Annotated in this window: 11 protein-coding genes; 9 read left to right on the top strand and 2 right to left on the bottom strand. The window is 70.3% G+C overall.

The window, feature by feature from the left end:
* The first annotated feature begins 96 nt into the window (after nucleotides 1-96).
* The 6 genes from ACQZOG_RS23705 to ACQZOG_RS23730 all read left to right on the top strand — a co-directional run bounded on the left by ACQZOG_RS23705 (nucleotide 97) and on the right by ACQZOG_RS23730 (nucleotide 8,696).
* Nucleotides 97-1,308 carry an ROK family transcriptional regulator gene (locus ACQZOG_RS23705; protein WP_033274056.1) on the top strand — a complete coding sequence of 404 codons (1,212 nt, stop codon included), beginning with the start codon at nucleotides 97-99 and terminating at the stop codon, nucleotides 1,306-1,308.
* Between the two features lie 134 nt (nucleotides 1,309-1,442).
* Nucleotides 1,443-2,543, top strand: coding sequence for an ABC transporter substrate-binding protein (locus ACQZOG_RS23710; protein ID WP_033274055.1), 1,101 nt, complete (start codon nucleotides 1,443-1,445; stop codon nucleotides 2,541-2,543).
* A gap of 178 nt (nucleotides 2,544-2,721) precedes the next feature.
* Nucleotides 2,722-3,513: an ATP-binding cassette domain-containing protein gene (locus tag ACQZOG_RS23715; RefSeq protein WP_033274054.1), complete on the top strand. Its 792-nt coding sequence runs from the start codon at nucleotides 2,722-2,724 to the stop codon at nucleotides 3,511-3,513.
* Nucleotides 3,510-4,805, top strand: a complete 1,296-nt coding sequence (locus ACQZOG_RS23720) for a sugar ABC transporter permease (RefSeq protein ID WP_203549929.1) — start codon at nucleotides 3,510-3,512, stop codon at nucleotides 4,803-4,805. The genes ACQZOG_RS23715 and ACQZOG_RS23720 overlap by 4 nt, the downstream gene beginning before the upstream one ends.
* A 269-nt stretch (nucleotides 4,806-5,074) precedes the next feature.
* On the top strand, nucleotides 5,075-7,009 hold the full coding sequence (gene dxs / locus ACQZOG_RS23725) for a 1-deoxy-D-xylulose-5-phosphate synthase (RefSeq protein WP_037642233.1): 1,935 nt from the start codon (nucleotides 5,075-5,077) through the stop codon (nucleotides 7,007-7,009).
* Between the two features lie 181 nt (nucleotides 7,010-7,190).
* The gene (locus tag ACQZOG_RS23730) at nucleotides 7,191-8,696 is read left to right on the top strand and encodes an amino acid permease (protein ID WP_033274051.1); all 1,506 of its coding nucleotides are present in this window, start codon (nucleotides 7,191-7,193) and stop codon (nucleotides 8,694-8,696) included.
* An 81-nt stretch (nucleotides 8,697-8,777) separates the two neighbouring features.
* Here the strand turns inward: ACQZOG_RS23730 and ACQZOG_RS23735 are convergent, their stop codons facing one another.
* Nucleotides 8,778-9,164 (bottom strand): hypothetical protein, encoded by a 387-nt coding sequence (locus tag ACQZOG_RS23735; RefSeq protein ID WP_033274050.1) that lies wholly within the window; start codon nucleotides 9,162-9,164, stop codon nucleotides 8,778-8,780.
* A gap of 103 nt (nucleotides 9,165-9,267) precedes the next feature.
* On the opposite strand from ACQZOG_RS23735, the gene ACQZOG_RS23740 reads away from it, so the two are divergent.
* Nucleotides 9,268-10,287, top strand: coding sequence for a hypothetical protein (locus ACQZOG_RS23740; protein WP_033274049.1), 1,020 nt, complete (start codon nucleotides 9,268-9,270; stop codon nucleotides 10,285-10,287).
* A gap of 157 nt (nucleotides 10,288-10,444) precedes the next feature.
* A complete protein-coding gene (locus tag ACQZOG_RS23745; RefSeq protein ID WP_033274048.1) occupies nucleotides 10,445-11,563 on the top strand; it encodes a hypothetical protein in 1,119 nt (372 codons plus the stop codon).
* 107 nt (nucleotides 11,564-11,670) lie between these two features.
* On the opposite strand, the gene ACQZOG_RS23750 is transcribed toward ACQZOG_RS23745, so the two are convergent.
* Nucleotides 11,671-12,765, bottom strand: a complete 1,095-nt coding sequence (locus tag ACQZOG_RS23750) for an LCP family protein (RefSeq protein ID WP_430741776.1) — start codon at nucleotides 12,763-12,765, stop codon at nucleotides 11,671-11,673.
* Between the two features lie 444 nt (nucleotides 12,766-13,209).
* Here ACQZOG_RS23750 and ACQZOG_RS23755 point away from each other — a divergent pair, with 444 nt between their 5' ends.
* Complete coding sequence (locus ACQZOG_RS23755; protein WP_033274046.1) at nucleotides 13,210-14,832, top strand: stealth family protein; 1,623 nt, start codon at nucleotides 13,210-13,212, stop codon at nucleotides 14,830-14,832.
* Nucleotides 14,833-14,844 lie beyond the last annotated feature (12 nt).

The following is a 14,844-nucleotide window of genomic DNA, read 5'->3' on the forward strand; positions in this document are numbered from 1 at the left end:
ACGGCACTGGGCGATTCAGCGGAGCTTGGACTTCATAACTTGTACAAGGCCTCGTCGCCCCAGGGTGACGCGGGCCAGGGATGAGGGTGAGAGTCAATGGAGACTCCGGGGTCGCAGTCGTCGCTGCACCGAGCCAACCTGGAGCGGGTCGTCCGAGCAGTACGTCTGGCGGGTTCCCTGACCCAGGCGGAGATCGCGAGGACGACCGGCCTGTCCGCGGCCACGGTCTCCAACATCGTCCGGGAACTGAAGGAGGGCGGGACGGTCGAGGTCACCCCCACCTCCTCGGGGGGACGCCGGGCCCGCAGCGTATCGCTGAGCGGGGACGCCGGCATCGTCATCGGGGTCGACTTCGGCCACACCCACCTGCGGGTGGCGGTGGGCAACCTCGCCCATCAGGTGCTCGCGGAGGAGTCCGAGCCGCTGGACGTGGACGCCTCCTCCTCGCAGGGCTTCGACCGGGCGGAACAGCTGGTCAACCGGCTGATCGAGGCCACCGGCGTGGACCGGTCCAAGGTCGCCGGTGTCGGCCTCGGCGTGCCGGGACCGATCGACGTGGAGTCCGGCACCCTCGGGTCCACCGCGATCCTGCCCGGCTGGTCCGGCACCCGCCCCGCCGAGGAGCTGCGGGGGCGGCTCGGCGTGCCGGTGCACGTGGACAACGACGCCAACCTGGGCGCCCTCGGCGAGATGGTCTGGGGCAGCGGCCGGGGCGTGCGCGACCTGGCGTACATCAAGGTCGCCAGCGGTGTCGGCGCCGGTCTGGTGATCAGCGGGAAGATCTACCGCGGCCCGGGCGGCACGGCGGGCGAGATCGGACACATCACCCTGGACGAGTCCGGCCCGGTCTGCCGCTGCGGCAACCGCGGCTGCCTGGAGACCTTCACGGCCGCGCGCTACGTGCTGCCGCTGCTCCAGCCCAGCCACGGCACGGACTTGACCATGGAAGGCGTCGTGAGGATGGCCAGGGACGGCGACCCGGGATGCCGTCGGGTGATCGCCGACGTGGGCCGCCACATCGGCAGCGGTGTGGCCAATCTGTGCAACCTCCTGAACCCGAGCCGGGTCGTCCTCGGCGGTGATCTCGCGGAGGCCGGGGAGCTGGTCCTTGGCCCCATAAGGGAGTCCGTGGGACGCTACGCCATCCCCAGCGCCGCGCGCCAACTGTCCGTGCTTCCAGGGGCACTTGGAGGCCGCGCCGAGGTGCTCGGCGCCCTCGCGCTGGCGCTGAGCGAGATGGGCGATTCGACCCTTCTGGACGGAACTGCGACGGGGTCCCTCGCGGCCTCCACGCCTGCCTTCACTTAGAGAACGGATGGCACCGTTGCCATCTCGTTAAGGATTTACTTCTTGACGTCGCACGTGCGGCCGAGTTGACTTCCAGCCACCTCGGCCGCAACGACGCGGCCTCGTCAGGGAGGTTTGTAGAAGTGAACACGCGTATGCGTCGTGCCGCCTTCGCCATCGCCGCGGGTGCGATGGCCGTCTCGCTCGCCGCCTGTGGCAGCGCCGCCGAGTCCGGCGACAAGAGCGACTCGGGCGACTCCGCCGCCAAGGGCGACAACATCAAGGTCGGTCTGCTCCTGCCGGAGAACCAGACCGCGCGGTACGAGAAGCTCGACAAGCCCTTGATCGAGAAGAAGGTCAAGGAGCTCACGAACAACAAGGGCGAGGTCGTCTACGCCAACGCCAAGCAGGACGCCAGCCTGCAGAACCAGCAGGTCGACACGATGGTGACCAACAAGGTCGACGTGCTCATCGTGGACGCGGTGGACGCCAAGGCCATCGCCGGCTCCGTGAAGAAGGCCAAGGACGCGGGCATCCCCGTCGTGGCCTACGACCGCCTCGCCGAGGGCCCGATCGACGCCTACACGTCGTTCGACAACGTGACCGTCGGCAAGACGCAGGGCGAGGCCCTGCTGCAGGCGCTGGGCGGCAAGGCCAAGAGCGGCCAGATCGTCATGATGAACGGCTCCTCCACCGACCCGAACGCGGCCATGTTCAAGGAGGGCGCGCACTCCGTCCTCGACGGCAAGGTCAAGATCGGGCGCGAGTACGACACCAAGGAGTGGAAGCCCGAGAACGCCAACGCCAACATGGAGGGCGCCATCTCCGCCCTCGGCAAGGACAAGATCGTCGGCGTCTACTCCGCCAACGACGGCATGGCGGGCGGCATCATCACCGCCCTCAAGGCCGCCGGCCTGAAGAACATCCCGGTCACCGGCCAGGACGCCGAGCTCGCGGGCGTGCAGCGCATCGTCACCGGTGAGCAGTACATGAGCGTCTACAAGCCGTACCCGCAGGAGGCGAACGTCGCCGCGGAGATGGCCGTCGCGCTGGCCCAGGGCAAGTCGCTGGACTCCATCGCCAAGGACAAGGTCGACAGCCCCACCGACAAGGGCATCCCGTCGGTGATCGTCCCGGTCGTCTCGCTGACCAAGGACAACATCAACGACACCGTGATCAAGGACGGCATCTACACCGTCCAGGAGATCTGCACGGACAAGTACAAGGCCGCCTGCGACGCGATCGGCCTCAAGTAAGCAGTCCCGCATCCCGTGACGAGGGGAGTCCGTAGACCCGGACTCCCCGACGGGACGACTGCCCAGCGCTTCCGCCGGCGCCCCGCACACACCAGCCCCGCAAGCTACGCGGGGCGCCGGACGGAACACCCCCCCAAATTCCTTGCACAACCTCCCGCCGGGTCAGGCGGCGAAGGAGATGGTTCACGTGTCCGCTACGCCCGTGCTGGCGTTGCGCGGGGTCTCCAAGCGGTTCGGTGCCGTCCAGGCGCTCACCGACGTCGAGCTTGAGGTCCACGCCGGTGAAGTGGTCGCCCTGGTGGGCGACAACGGCGCCGGAAAGTCCACGCTGGTCAAGACGATCGCCGGCGTGCACCCCATCGATGAAGGCGCCATCGAGTGGGACGGCAAGCCCGTCCAGATCAACAAGCCGCACGACGCCCAGAACCTGGGCATCGCGACGGTGTACCAGGACCTCGCGCTCTGCGACAACATCGACGTCGTCGGCAACCTCTACCTGGGCCGGGAGCTGCGCAGGCGCGGCATCCTGGACGAGGTGGAGATGGAGCGCCGCTCCCGCGAGCTCCTCGACACCCTGTCGATCCGCATCCCCAGCGTCCGCATCCCGATCGCCTCGCTGTCCGGTGGACAGCGCCAGGTGGTCGCCATCGCCCGGTCCATGCTCGGCGAGCCCAAGCTGGTCATCCTGGACGAGCCCACCGCCGCCCTCGGCGTCGAGCAGACCGCGCAGGTCCTCGACCTGGTCGAGCGGCTGCGTGAGCGCGGCCACGCGGTCATCCTCATCAGCCACAACATGGCCGATGTGAAGGCCGTCGCGGACAAGGTCGCCGTCCTGCGCCTCGGGCGCAACAACGGCGTCTTCGAGGTCAAGTCGACCTCGCAGGAAGAAATCATCTCCGCCATCACGGGCGCCACGGACAACGCCGTGACCCGTCGTGCGGCGCGCACCAATGGGGAGATCAAGAAGTGAGCACCGAGAAGACCTCCACCCCCACCGCCGAGGACCACTCCGTGGCGAACCCCGCCGCGGCCGCCAAGGCCGTCACCGCGGTCGACCCCCGGCTGCTGGTGCGCGAGCAGGGCCTGGCCGGCTACCTGAACGAGTTCAAGCGGAAGATGAAGGCGGGTGACCTCGGCTCCATCCCCGTGGTCGTCGGCCTGCTGGTCATCTGGGCCATCTTCACCAGCCTGAACGGCAACTTCCTCACCGCCGGCAACTTCTCCGACATGTCCGTCGCCATGGTCGGCACCGGCATGATCGCCGTCGGCATCGTCTTCGTCCTGCTGCTCGGCGAGATCGACCTGTCGGTCGGTTCCGTCAGCGGTGTCGCGGGCGCCACGTTCGCCGTGCTGAACATCACGCACGGCATGAACGAGATACTCGCGCTCGTGCTGGCGATCCTCACCGGCACGGTCGCCGGCGCGATCCACGGCTTCTTCTTCGCCAAGATCGGCGTCCCCGCCTTCGCCGTCACCCTGGCCGGCCTGCTGTTCTGGCAGGGCTTCATGCTCCAGGTCCTCGGTGACAACGGCACCATCAACCTGGACTCCGAGGGCCTGGTCGTCAAGCTGACCAGCTACTACTTCACCGACGTGGCCGCCGCGTACGGTCTGGCGCTGTTCGCGACCGTGGCGTACTTCCTCACCGCGTTCTTCGACAACCGCCGCCGCGAGGCGGCCGGGGTGCCCTCCCGTCCGCTGAACGAGATCATCGTCCGTACGGCGCTGCTCGCGATCCTGGCCTTCGCCGTGGCGATCGTGTTCAACCAGTACAAGGGCCTGCCGCTGGCCGTGGTGATCTTCCTGGCCTTCCTGGTCATCACGGACTTCGTGCTGCGCCGCACCTCCTACGGCCGCAAGGTGTTCGCGCTCGGCGGCAGCGTCGAGGCGTCCCGCCGTGCGGGCATCAACGTGGAGATGGTCCGGATCTCGGTCTTCGCGATCGCCGGCACCTTCGCCGCGATGGGCGGTCTGTTCGTCGCGTCGAAGATCGCCTCCGCCAACCAGGGCGCCGGTACCGGTGAGTTCCTGATGAACGTCATCGCCGCCGCGGTGATCGGTGGTACGTCGCTCTTCGGCGGTCGTGGCCGCACGTGGAACGCCCTGCTCGGTGTGATGGTCATCGTGTCCATCCAGTACGGGCTGGCGCTGGAGGGCATCGCCTCTCCGGTCCAGTACATGATCACCGGTGGTGTGCTGCTGGCGACGGTCGTCATCGACGCCGTCACCCGGAAGACGCAGAAGACCGCGGGGCGGGCCTAGGCCTAGTCGCCTGGCTGCGGGCCGGTTCACGGCTGGTCGCGCCCGCGCGGCAGAGCCGCAGACGGATACGGTCCCGCGCCCCGTTCGGGGTGGCTGTGCCCGGTGCCTTCACAGGCGCCGGGCACAGTCGTGTCGTAGGGGCGTCTTACGGGGGTACTGCCCGAACGGGTGATGTAGGACGCACCGCCCCGGGAACGATCGGTTGAGCGGAAGATTAGACTCGACCCGCCCGGCAACAGCTCGATCAGCTCTACTGCAAGGAGGCACGGGTGCCGCTGCTGACCCGCATCAGGGGACCGCGCGATCTGGACCGGCTCACCCTCGAGGAGCTCGACCAGCTGGCCGGGGAGATCCGGACCTTCCTCGTCGACGCGGTCTCCAAGACCGGCGGCCACCTCGGCCCCAACCTCGGTGTGGTGGAGCTCACCATCGCCCTGCACCGGGTGTTCGAGTCCCCGAGGGACAAGGTCCTCTGGGACACCGGCCACCAGTCCTACGTGCACAAACTGCTGACCGGCCGGCAGGACTTCTCCAAGCTGAAGATGAAGGGCGGCCTGTCCGGCTACCCCTCGCAGGCGGAGTCCGAGCACGACGTCATCGAGAACAGCCACGCCTCCACGGTGCTCGGCTGGGCCGACGGCATCGCCAAGGCCAACCAGCTGATGAAGCGGGACGACAGCCACGTCGTCGCGGTCATCGGCGACGGCGCCCTCACCGGCGGCATGGCCTGGGAGGCGCTCAACAACATCGCCGACGCCAAGGACCGCCCGCTGGTCATCGTCGTCAACGACAACGAGCGCTCCTACTCGCCCACCATCGGCGGCCTGGCGAACCACCTGGCGACCCTGCGCACCACCGACGGCTACGAGCGCTTCCTGACCCGCACCAAGGACCTCCTGGAGCGCACCCCGGTCGTCGGCCAGGCCCTCTACGACACCCTGCACGGCGCGAAGAAGGGCCTGAAGGACTTCATCGCCCCGCAGGGCATGTTCGAGGACCTCGGCCTGAAGTACGTCGGCCCCATCGACGGCCACGACATCGAGGCCCTGGAGTCCGCGCTGGCCCGCGCCAAGCGGTTCAACGGCCCGGTCATCGTCCACTGCATCACCGAGAAGGGCCGGGGCTACCAGCCCGCCCTGCAGGACGAGGCCGACCGCTTCCACGCCGTCGGCAAGATCCACCCCGACACGGGCCTGCCGATCGCCACCTCCGGCGCCGACTGGACGTCCGTCTTCGGCGAGGAGATGGTCGCGCTCGGCGAGGAGCGCGAGGACGTCGTCGCCATCACGGCCGCCATGCTCCAGCCGGTCGGCCTGGACAAGTTCGCCAAGCGCTTCCCCGACCGCGTCTACGACGTCGGCATCGCCGAGCAGCACGGCGCGGTCTCCGCCGCCGGCCTCGCCCACGCGGGCGTGCACCCCGTCTTCGCCGTGTACGCCACCTTCCTGAACCGCGCCTTCGACCAGGTGCTCATGGACGTGGCCCTGCACAAGTGCGGCGTCACCTTCGTGCTCGACCGCGCCGGCGTCACCGGCACCGACGGCGCCTCCCACAACGGCATGTGGGACATGTCGATCCTCCAGGTCGTGCCCGGCCTGCGGCTCGCCGCCCCGCGCGACGCCGACCAGGTCCGCGCCCAGCTCCGCGAGGCCGTCTCCGTCGAGGACGCCCCCACCGTGGTGCGCTTCTCCAAGGGCGCCGTCGGCCCCGCCGTGCCCGCCGTGGGCCGCGTCGGCGGCATGGACGTGCTGCGCGAGCCCGGCACCGACACCCCCGACGTGCTCCTCGTCTCCGTGGGCGCGCTCGCCCCGATGTGCCTGGAGATCGCCTCGCTGCTGGACCGTCAGGGCATCTCCGCCACCGTCGTCGACCCGCGCTGGGTCAAGCCGGTCGACGAGGCCATGGCCCCGCTCGCCGCGAAGCACCGCGTCGTCGTCACCGTCGAGGACAACTCGCGCGTCGGCGGCGTCGGCTCCGCGATCGCCCAGGCGCTGCGCGACGCCGGGGTGGACATGCCGCTGCGCGACTTCGGCATCCCGCCGCGCTTCCTCGACCACGCCTCGCGCGCCGAGGTCATGGCGGAGATCGGGCTGACCGCCCCGGACGTGGCCCGTCAGGTCACCGGCCTGGTGGCCAAGCTGGACGGCCGGTACGAGCGCTCCTCCGCGGACGCCGTCGACTCGGTGGAGCCCGCCAGGGACTGACCCGCCGTCGCGCGCGACCCGCCGTCACCGGTCCGGCCGCGCGCACGTGGTCCGAACGGGCCGCGCGTGCCACCGTGAAGTGTGGCGCGCGCGGCCCGTTCGCGTGAAGGCGCCTGCGCCGGGGCATACGAACCACGCCCCCTCTCGATCATGTCGAGGACGACAAGCGTGGGAGGTACCCGTGACAAGCCCCCTCTTCCGGACGAAGAAGATCGAGCAGTCCATCCGCGACACCGAGGAGCCCGAGCACGCCCTCAAGAAATCCCTGTCCGCGCTGGATCTGACCGTCTTCGGTGTCGGTGTCATCATCGGCACCGGCATCTTCGTCCTCACCGGCACGGTCGCCAAGGACAACGCCGGTCCGGCCACCGCCCTCGCCTTCGTGGTGGCCGGTGTCGTCTGCGCGCTGGCCGCGCTCTGCTATGCCGAGTTCGCCTCCACCGTCCCCGTGGCGGGCTCCGCGTACACGTTCTCGTACGCCTCCCTCGGTGAGCTGCCGGCCTGGATCATCGGCTGGGACCTGGTCCTGGAGTTCGCGCTCGGCACGGCGGTGGTGGCCGTCGGCTGGTCGGGCTACATCCAGTCGCTCCTGGACAACGCGGGCTGGGAGATGCCCGCCGCGCTCGGCAGCCGTGAGGGCTCCGACGTCTTCGGCTTCGACATCCTCGCCGCCGCCCTGGTGCTCGTCCTCACCGGCATCCTCGTCCTCGGCATGAAGCTGTCCGCCCGGGTGACCACGGTCGTCGTCGCCATCAAGGTGACCGTCGTCCTGGTCGTCATCATCGCCGGTGCCTTCTTCATCACCGCCGACAACTACGACCCGTTCATCCCGGACTCCAAGCCCGTGCCCGCCGGGGACAGTCTCGACTCGCCGCTCATCCAGCTGATGTTCGGCTGGGCCCCGGCCAACTTCGGCGTGATGGGCATCTTCACCGCCGCGTCCGTGGTGTTCTTCGCCTTCATCGGCTTCGACATCGTCGCCACCGCCGCCGAGGAGACCAAGAACCCGCAGCGCGACATGCCCCGCGGCATCCTCGGCTCCCTGTTCATCTGCACCCTGCTGTACGTCCTGGTGTCGCTCGTCGTCACCGGCATGCAGCACTACACCGAGCTGTCCGTGGACGCCCCGCTCGCCGACGCGTTCAAGGCCACCGGGCATCCCTGGTTCGCCGGCTTCATCAGCTTCGGGGCCGCCGTCGGACTGACGACCGTCTGCATGATCCTGCTGCTCGGCCAGACCCGCGTCTTCTTCGCGATGAGCCGCGACGGACTGCTGCCCCGGTTCTTCTCCCGGGTCCACCCGCGGTTCAAGACCCCGCACCGGCCGACCATCCTGCTCGGTGTCCTCATCGCGATCCTGGCCGGCTTCACCCCGCTGAACGAACTGGCCGCGCTGGTGAACATCGGAACGCTGTTCGCCTTCGTCATCGTCGCCATCAGCGTGCTCATCCTCCGCCGCACCCGCCCCGACCTGCCCCGCGCGTTCCGCACCCCGTGGGTCCCGGTCCTCCCGATCGTGTCGGTGGCGGCCTCCCTGTGGCTGATGCTCAACCTGCCCGCGGAGACCTGGGTCCGGTTCGGCATCTGGATGGCGATCGGCATCGTCGTGTACTTCCTGTACAGCCGGACGCACAGCCGGATGGCGAAGGAGGAGGACACCACGTCACCGGCGCCGCCGGCCTCCTGATCCGTCCCGCGGTTCCACGGCCCCGTGCACCCGGCCCGTCCGGAGGCGCGGGGCCGTGACGCGCGGTGACGTGACCGGGGCTCAGTCGCGGCGCGGGGCGGGCCGTACGGTACGGGGCCCGGCGACGTCGGCGCCCAGCTCCCGTACCCGGCGGCGCAGCTCACGGTCGGCCGTGACGACCAGGACCGGACGGTCGCCCGCCTCCGCCACGAGGGCGACCATGTGGTCGTCCCCGCTGCCGGGCGCGGACGCCACCCGGACGCCCGGGACGGGCTCCACACCCCGGGCCGCGCCCTCCACCACCAGCAGGATGTCCACGGGCCCCTCGTGCCCGGGCACCCCCTGGGCCGCGAGACGGTCCCGCAGCCGCTCGGCGGCGCCCCGGCGGTCCCGCCACCACCCGTCGGGCACCGAACCCACGACGTTCGCGGCGTCGACGATCACGAGCAGGGGAACGTCCTCTTCCATACGGTCAGGGTCCCACGCAAGCCCGGGCAATCCCCCCGCGGGGGAGACCGTACGGCGGGATCCCCGCGCCCACGGCACGGACCGCAGTGCGTAAGGTGAACAGGTGAACGGCGACTGGCTTCTCCGCGGCCGCGACGGCCGCCTCACCGTCTATCTGAAATCGGACGACGCCGTCCTGTGCCGCGCGGAGACAGCTCCCGGCGGCCCCTGGGAGCCCTTCCGCCGGGCCGGCGGCGACCTGGGGCTCCAGCAGGGACCCGCGGCCGTGGGACAGGGCGTGGACGGGTATGCCCATCTGGCCGCGTGGCGGCATGCGGGGCCGGGTGAGTCCCGGCTGGTGCACTGCACGCACTTCCGCCCGCTGCTCGCCCCGCTCGACTGGTCCGCGGTCGGCCACCCCAACGGCAAGGGCGACCGCACGGGCACGCCCGCCGTGGCCGTGGACGACCGCAGGCGCGCGTACGTCTTCGTGCGCAACGCGGGCGGCGGGGTCAGCCTGCTGGTGCAGAAGGAGCGGGGCGGCTGGTACCCCTGGCGGGACCTGAAGGGCTCCGGCGTCCACGAACAACTCGCCGCCGCGAGCCGGGAGTCGGGCCTGGTCGAGGTCTACGCGTCGACGCCGGACCGGATCCTGCACTGGCGTCAGGAGGAGCCCGGCAGGACGCCCACGCGGGACGAGACGGCGGACGTCGCCGCCCGCCCCGGCACCCTGCGGGTGCTGCGCACGTCGGCCGAGCGGACCACCCTCTTCTTCACCGCCCAGGACGGGGAGTTGTGCGCCTGGCGCCCCGGCGGCAAGCCGGTGCCGCTGCTTCAGGCGGCGGGCCCCGGCCCGGTCGCGGCGGTGCGCTGCGAGATAGACGGGCACGACTGCACGGTGCTGGCGCAGCGCTCGGCGAGCGGCCGGGTGGCGTTCGCGGCGTACCCCACGGAGCAGGAACAGGCGGGCGCCTGGTGGACCGAGTCCGGCCCGCCCCTCCCGGCCACGGCCGAGGTCGCCCTGGCGGTCGACGCCCGGGGCACCCTGGTCGCGGCCGCCCTCGACCCCACCACGGCCGCGCTGCGCGTCACGCGGCGGAAGGAGGAGGCGGGGCTGGCGCTGGAGGGGTGGCGGGAGGTCTGAGCGCGGTCTGACCAGAGGTGGGTCGTGAAGTGATTGTCACATCATGGTCGTCAAATGTTCGATCTATGATGGTCTGCGCTCAGCCTCCGCGTAGAACAAGCTGCTCGTGAGGGTGGCCGTTCGCCGCAACCAGCGGCAGGAGGGGGCAGGTCACGTCATGCGGACCAGATCCGGGCGGGCCTCGGCCCGCGGCAGAGTGAGCGACCGGAGCGCCGATGCGGTCGGCGAGCGGTACGTGGCCGAGCAGACCCTCGACGGCCGCTGGCTCGTCCTCGGCAAGGACGGCAGGCTCTCCGCCTACGCCCGCTCCCGTGACGGACTGCTGCGCTGGACGGAGGCCAGGCCCGGCGGCCCGCACTGGTCAGCGCCGGAACTCGTCGCGGCCCCGGATCTCACCCATCTCTCGGTGGTGCAGGGCGCGGACACCTACGTCCACTTCCTGGGCCGGCGCGCCCGTGGGGGCGACGGCGCGACCGTCGTCGACGTGGTCCATGCCATCCAGTACCAGACCGCCCGCCCGGTCACCGAGTGGCGGTCGGTGGGCAATCCGCACAAGGACCAGGAGCGGGCCGCGCGGCTCGGCGCGCCCGTGGGCGCGGTGAGCCCCAGTGGCCGGGTGCACGTCCTCGTCCCCAACGCCGGCGGGGGCCTGATGCTCCGCAGGGAAGGGACCGACGGCAGGTGGGAGGCCTGGGCGGACCTCAAGGGCAGCGGGGTACGGGGCGGGCTGGCGGCGCTCGCCCACGCCTCCGGGCGCGTCGAAGTGCTCGCCGGCAACCGCGCCCACACCTTGAGGTGGTCGCAGGCGAAGGCCGACGGCGCACTCGGTCAGGAGCCGAACATCGCGCTGCGGGTGAAGCCCGGCACCCTCGCCCTGCTGGAGACGGCGCCGGACCGGGCGACGTACTACTGGGCGGACCTGGACACGGGTCAGCTCCTCGCCCACCGCCTCGGCGGCTGGGTGATCCCGCTCGGACAGGTCACCACCGACGACAGGATCGCGGCGCTGCGCACGGTGCTCGACGGCTACGACTGCACGGTGCTGGCCCACCGGGGGCCGGACGGCCACGTGATGCTGGCGGCGTGCGGCACCGAGAACGAGGGCGGGGGCCTGTGGTGGTCGCCCACCGGTGAGTTCGGCACGGGTGCGCCGGCGCTGGCCCTGGACGGTCACGGCCGGGTCGTCCTCGCGGTGATCGGACAGGACGGGGCACTGCACGTCGCCCGTCAGGCCGACGGGCCGGGGCTGTCCCTCGATCCCGCGGTGCGCGTCTGACGCACCGGCGGCCGCCCGGTGGGAAGGGAGCCGGGGCTCCTGCCTCACCGGGCGGCCGCTGTCGTGCGTCTTCTCGTCCCCGGGACTCTCCGTGCCCGGGGCTCAGTTCAGGAGCTGCCGCCCTTGGCGGGGGACTTCCTCGCCGACTCGGGGACGTCCTTGTCCTCGCGCAGCGCCTTCCACAGCTCGTCCGCCTGCGGCTGGGCCGCCACCACCCGGTTGGGGTCCTGCTTGTCGTAGGCCACCGGCAGCATGATGGTGTCCATGGTGGACGGGTCGACACCGTTCAGACTGCGCCCGAACTCCGCGAGCTTGGTCAGCGAGGCCAGTTCGGAGTCCGTGGTGAGTGCCGAGGTGAGCTGGTCGGCGATCGTGTACGTCTTGGTCGGGCTGCCGAACAGGTCCTGGCGCTTGATCTCGCTGAGCAGCGCGAGCATGAACTGCTGCTGGAGGCCGATGCGTCCGAGGTCGCTGCCGTCGCCGATGCCGTGCCGGGTACGGACGAACGCCAGTGCCTCGGTGCCGTCCAGCTTGTGGGTGCCGGCGGTGAGGTCCAGGCCGCTGGAGGTGTCGTGGATGTCCTGGTCGACGGTGACCGTCACCCCGCCGATCGCGTCCACGAGGTCCTTGAAGCCGGCGAAGTCGATCTCCATGTAGTGGTCCATGCGGATCCCGGACATCTGCTCCACCGTCTTGACCACACAGGCCGGACCGACCTGCGAGTAGATGGAGTTGAACATCACCCGCTCCGCCGCCGGGACCTCGGAGTCGTCCTGCTTGGAGCAGGCGGGCCGGGTCACGAGGGTGTCGCGCGGGATGCTCACGGCGACGGCCTCCTTGCGGCCCTCCGGTATGTGCATCACCAGTGCCGTGTCCGAGCGGGCTCCGGCGATCTTCCCGGTTTTCAGGGCGGCGTTGTCCCCGGAGCGCGAGTCCGAGCCCAGGACCAGTACGTTCCGGCCGGAGGTGGGCAGCTTCTCGGGGCGGTCGTCGCCGATCGCCTCGTTGATGTCGACGCCCTTGATGTTCCCGTTGAGGTCGCTGTACAGCCAGTAGCCGACCCCGCCCCCGATCAGGACGAGCAGGACCAGGCTCAGCGCGATCCAACGCCAGACACGGCGTCGGCGCGGCCGTTCCTGCCCTCCGCCGGACGGCGCACGCCTGGACCGGCGGCCTCGCGTCTCCGTCGGGGCATGCGTCATGGACCTCTGTCCTCTCTCTCGTGCACCGGCTCATGGGTCCGGGCGTCAAGCAGGGCACGAGTGGGGGTGAGGCCGGGCCCCGCCGCAGCGGTGTTGGTCGAAGTGCCCCCGAACTATAGACCGAATGTCGGACGTCTCCGGGCGGCGGCTCCTGATCTTTCGGCGGATGCCTGCCACGCAAATGGTTGTACGGAAATGCTGTGGTTTCCGCCATAGGTGCTTGTAGTTGACAGCTTTAAGAAAGCTTGATGAAGATACGCCTGTCCTGTGAAGGTTTAAAGTTCATGAGAAAACTGGTCCGGCGGTGCCGGACCGGGAACGGTCGTGGATCCAGCCGGGGGCACACGAGGTCACGGCCGCCGGTGCCCACCCGCGTGTGTCCCGAGTGAGGGGAGTCTGGGTGGCTGTGCCGCTGCGTACGTGGCGCCTTCAGGGGGGTAAGGCGTGACGGCCGTATCCGATGTCGCCGCCCGGCGAAGCGCATCGACGGACAGCCCCCGGCAGGACGGTCATCACGGAACGCGACGGTCCGCCGCGCCCACGACCCTCACCGCGGAGCACGGCGACGTCTACGTCGAGCCGGCCCTGACGCCGCTGGGGGCCCGTGAGGCCAATCGCTCGGCGCTGTCCGCGCTGCTCGACACGGTCGGCATCCCCCACTTCGCGGTCCGCGGCACGGTCGATCACGGCACGGTGATCGGCGTGGACGAGGAGCACCGGGAGCGCGTGCTGCAGGCGGTGTTCCGCGGCCTGAGTCAGTTCCCGGGACATCTGACCGTCGTCGACCCGGACGCGCCCCGGCCCGCCAGGCCGGTGTCCTCGCGCGACCCGCGCGCCTGGCGGGACGTGGCCACCGCGCGTGTCCTGCAGATCAGCTGGTACCGCACCGACCCGGGCCGGCACCTGCTGCTCGGGCACGAGTACGGCTGCGCCCTGGAGTTCTGGCAGCGGCAGGGCGCGCACCTCGTCGCTCCCCGCGCCAACCGCATCACCTGGGCCGTGGCAGCCGACGGCGGCAACGTCAAGGGCGCCGCACGGCTGTTCAGCCGGTTCGTCTCCGACTGGACCCCCGAGCCCTTGGCTCCCGCGCTGTCCACCCGCCCCGAGTTCCTGGTGAACTGCGCCGACGACATCGCCTTCCCCGTCGACGCCGTGTACACCTGGGTCGACGGCAACGACCCCGCCTGGCAGCAGCGCAAGGCGCAGGCCAAGGGCGAGGTCTACCACGCGGAGTCGGCGAGCGACGCCCGCTTCATCAGCCGGGACGAACTGCGCTACTCGGTGCGCTCCCTCCACCTGTTCGCGCCGTGGATCCGGAACATCTACGTCGTCACCGACGACCAGGTGCCCGCCTGGATGCGTGAGGACGTGCCCGGCATCCGCATCGCCACCCACCGGGAGATCTTCCGCAACCCGGAGGACCTGCCGACCTTCAACTCGCACTCGATCGAGAGCCAGCTGCACCACATCCAGGGCCTGGCCGAGCACTTCCTGTACTTCAACGACGACATGTTCATAGGGCGTCCGGTGGCGCCCCACGCGTTCTTCACGCCGAACGGGACGGCGCGCTACTTCCCGTCGCGCAACCGCATCCCGCAGGGGCCGGTGGCGGAGACCGACTCTCCCGTGGACGCGGCGTGCAAGAACAACCGGGCGCTCCTGAAGGAACGTTTCGGCAAGGTGATCACGCAACCGATGGAACACATCCCCTACGCCCTGCGCCGCTCCGCGATGGAGGAGGCGGAACGCGAGTTCCCCGAGGCCTGGGCGCGCACCTCGGCCAGTCGGTTCCGGGCCATGACCGACCTGTCGCCGACCTCGTCGTTCGCGCTGTACTACGCGGCGATGACCGGACGCGCCCAGCCGAGCTCCATGCCCTTCGCCTACCTCCAGCTGGCCGTGCCCGATCTGGCGGACCGGCTGCAACGCCTGTGCGAGGGGCGGGACCGGGACACCTTCTGCCTCAACGACGCCTTCTCGACCCCGGAGGACATCGAGGCGCAGCAGGAGTTGCTGGACGACTTCTTCACCTCCTACTTCCCCACCCCCAGTCCCTACGAACGATGAGACGGAGTTCAT

Origin of the sequence: Streptomyces sp. P13-3-3, assembly GCF_050571355.1 — a bacterium.
Lineage (GTDB): Bacteria > Actinomycetota > Actinomycetes > Streptomycetales > Streptomycetaceae > Streptomyces > Streptomyces althioticus.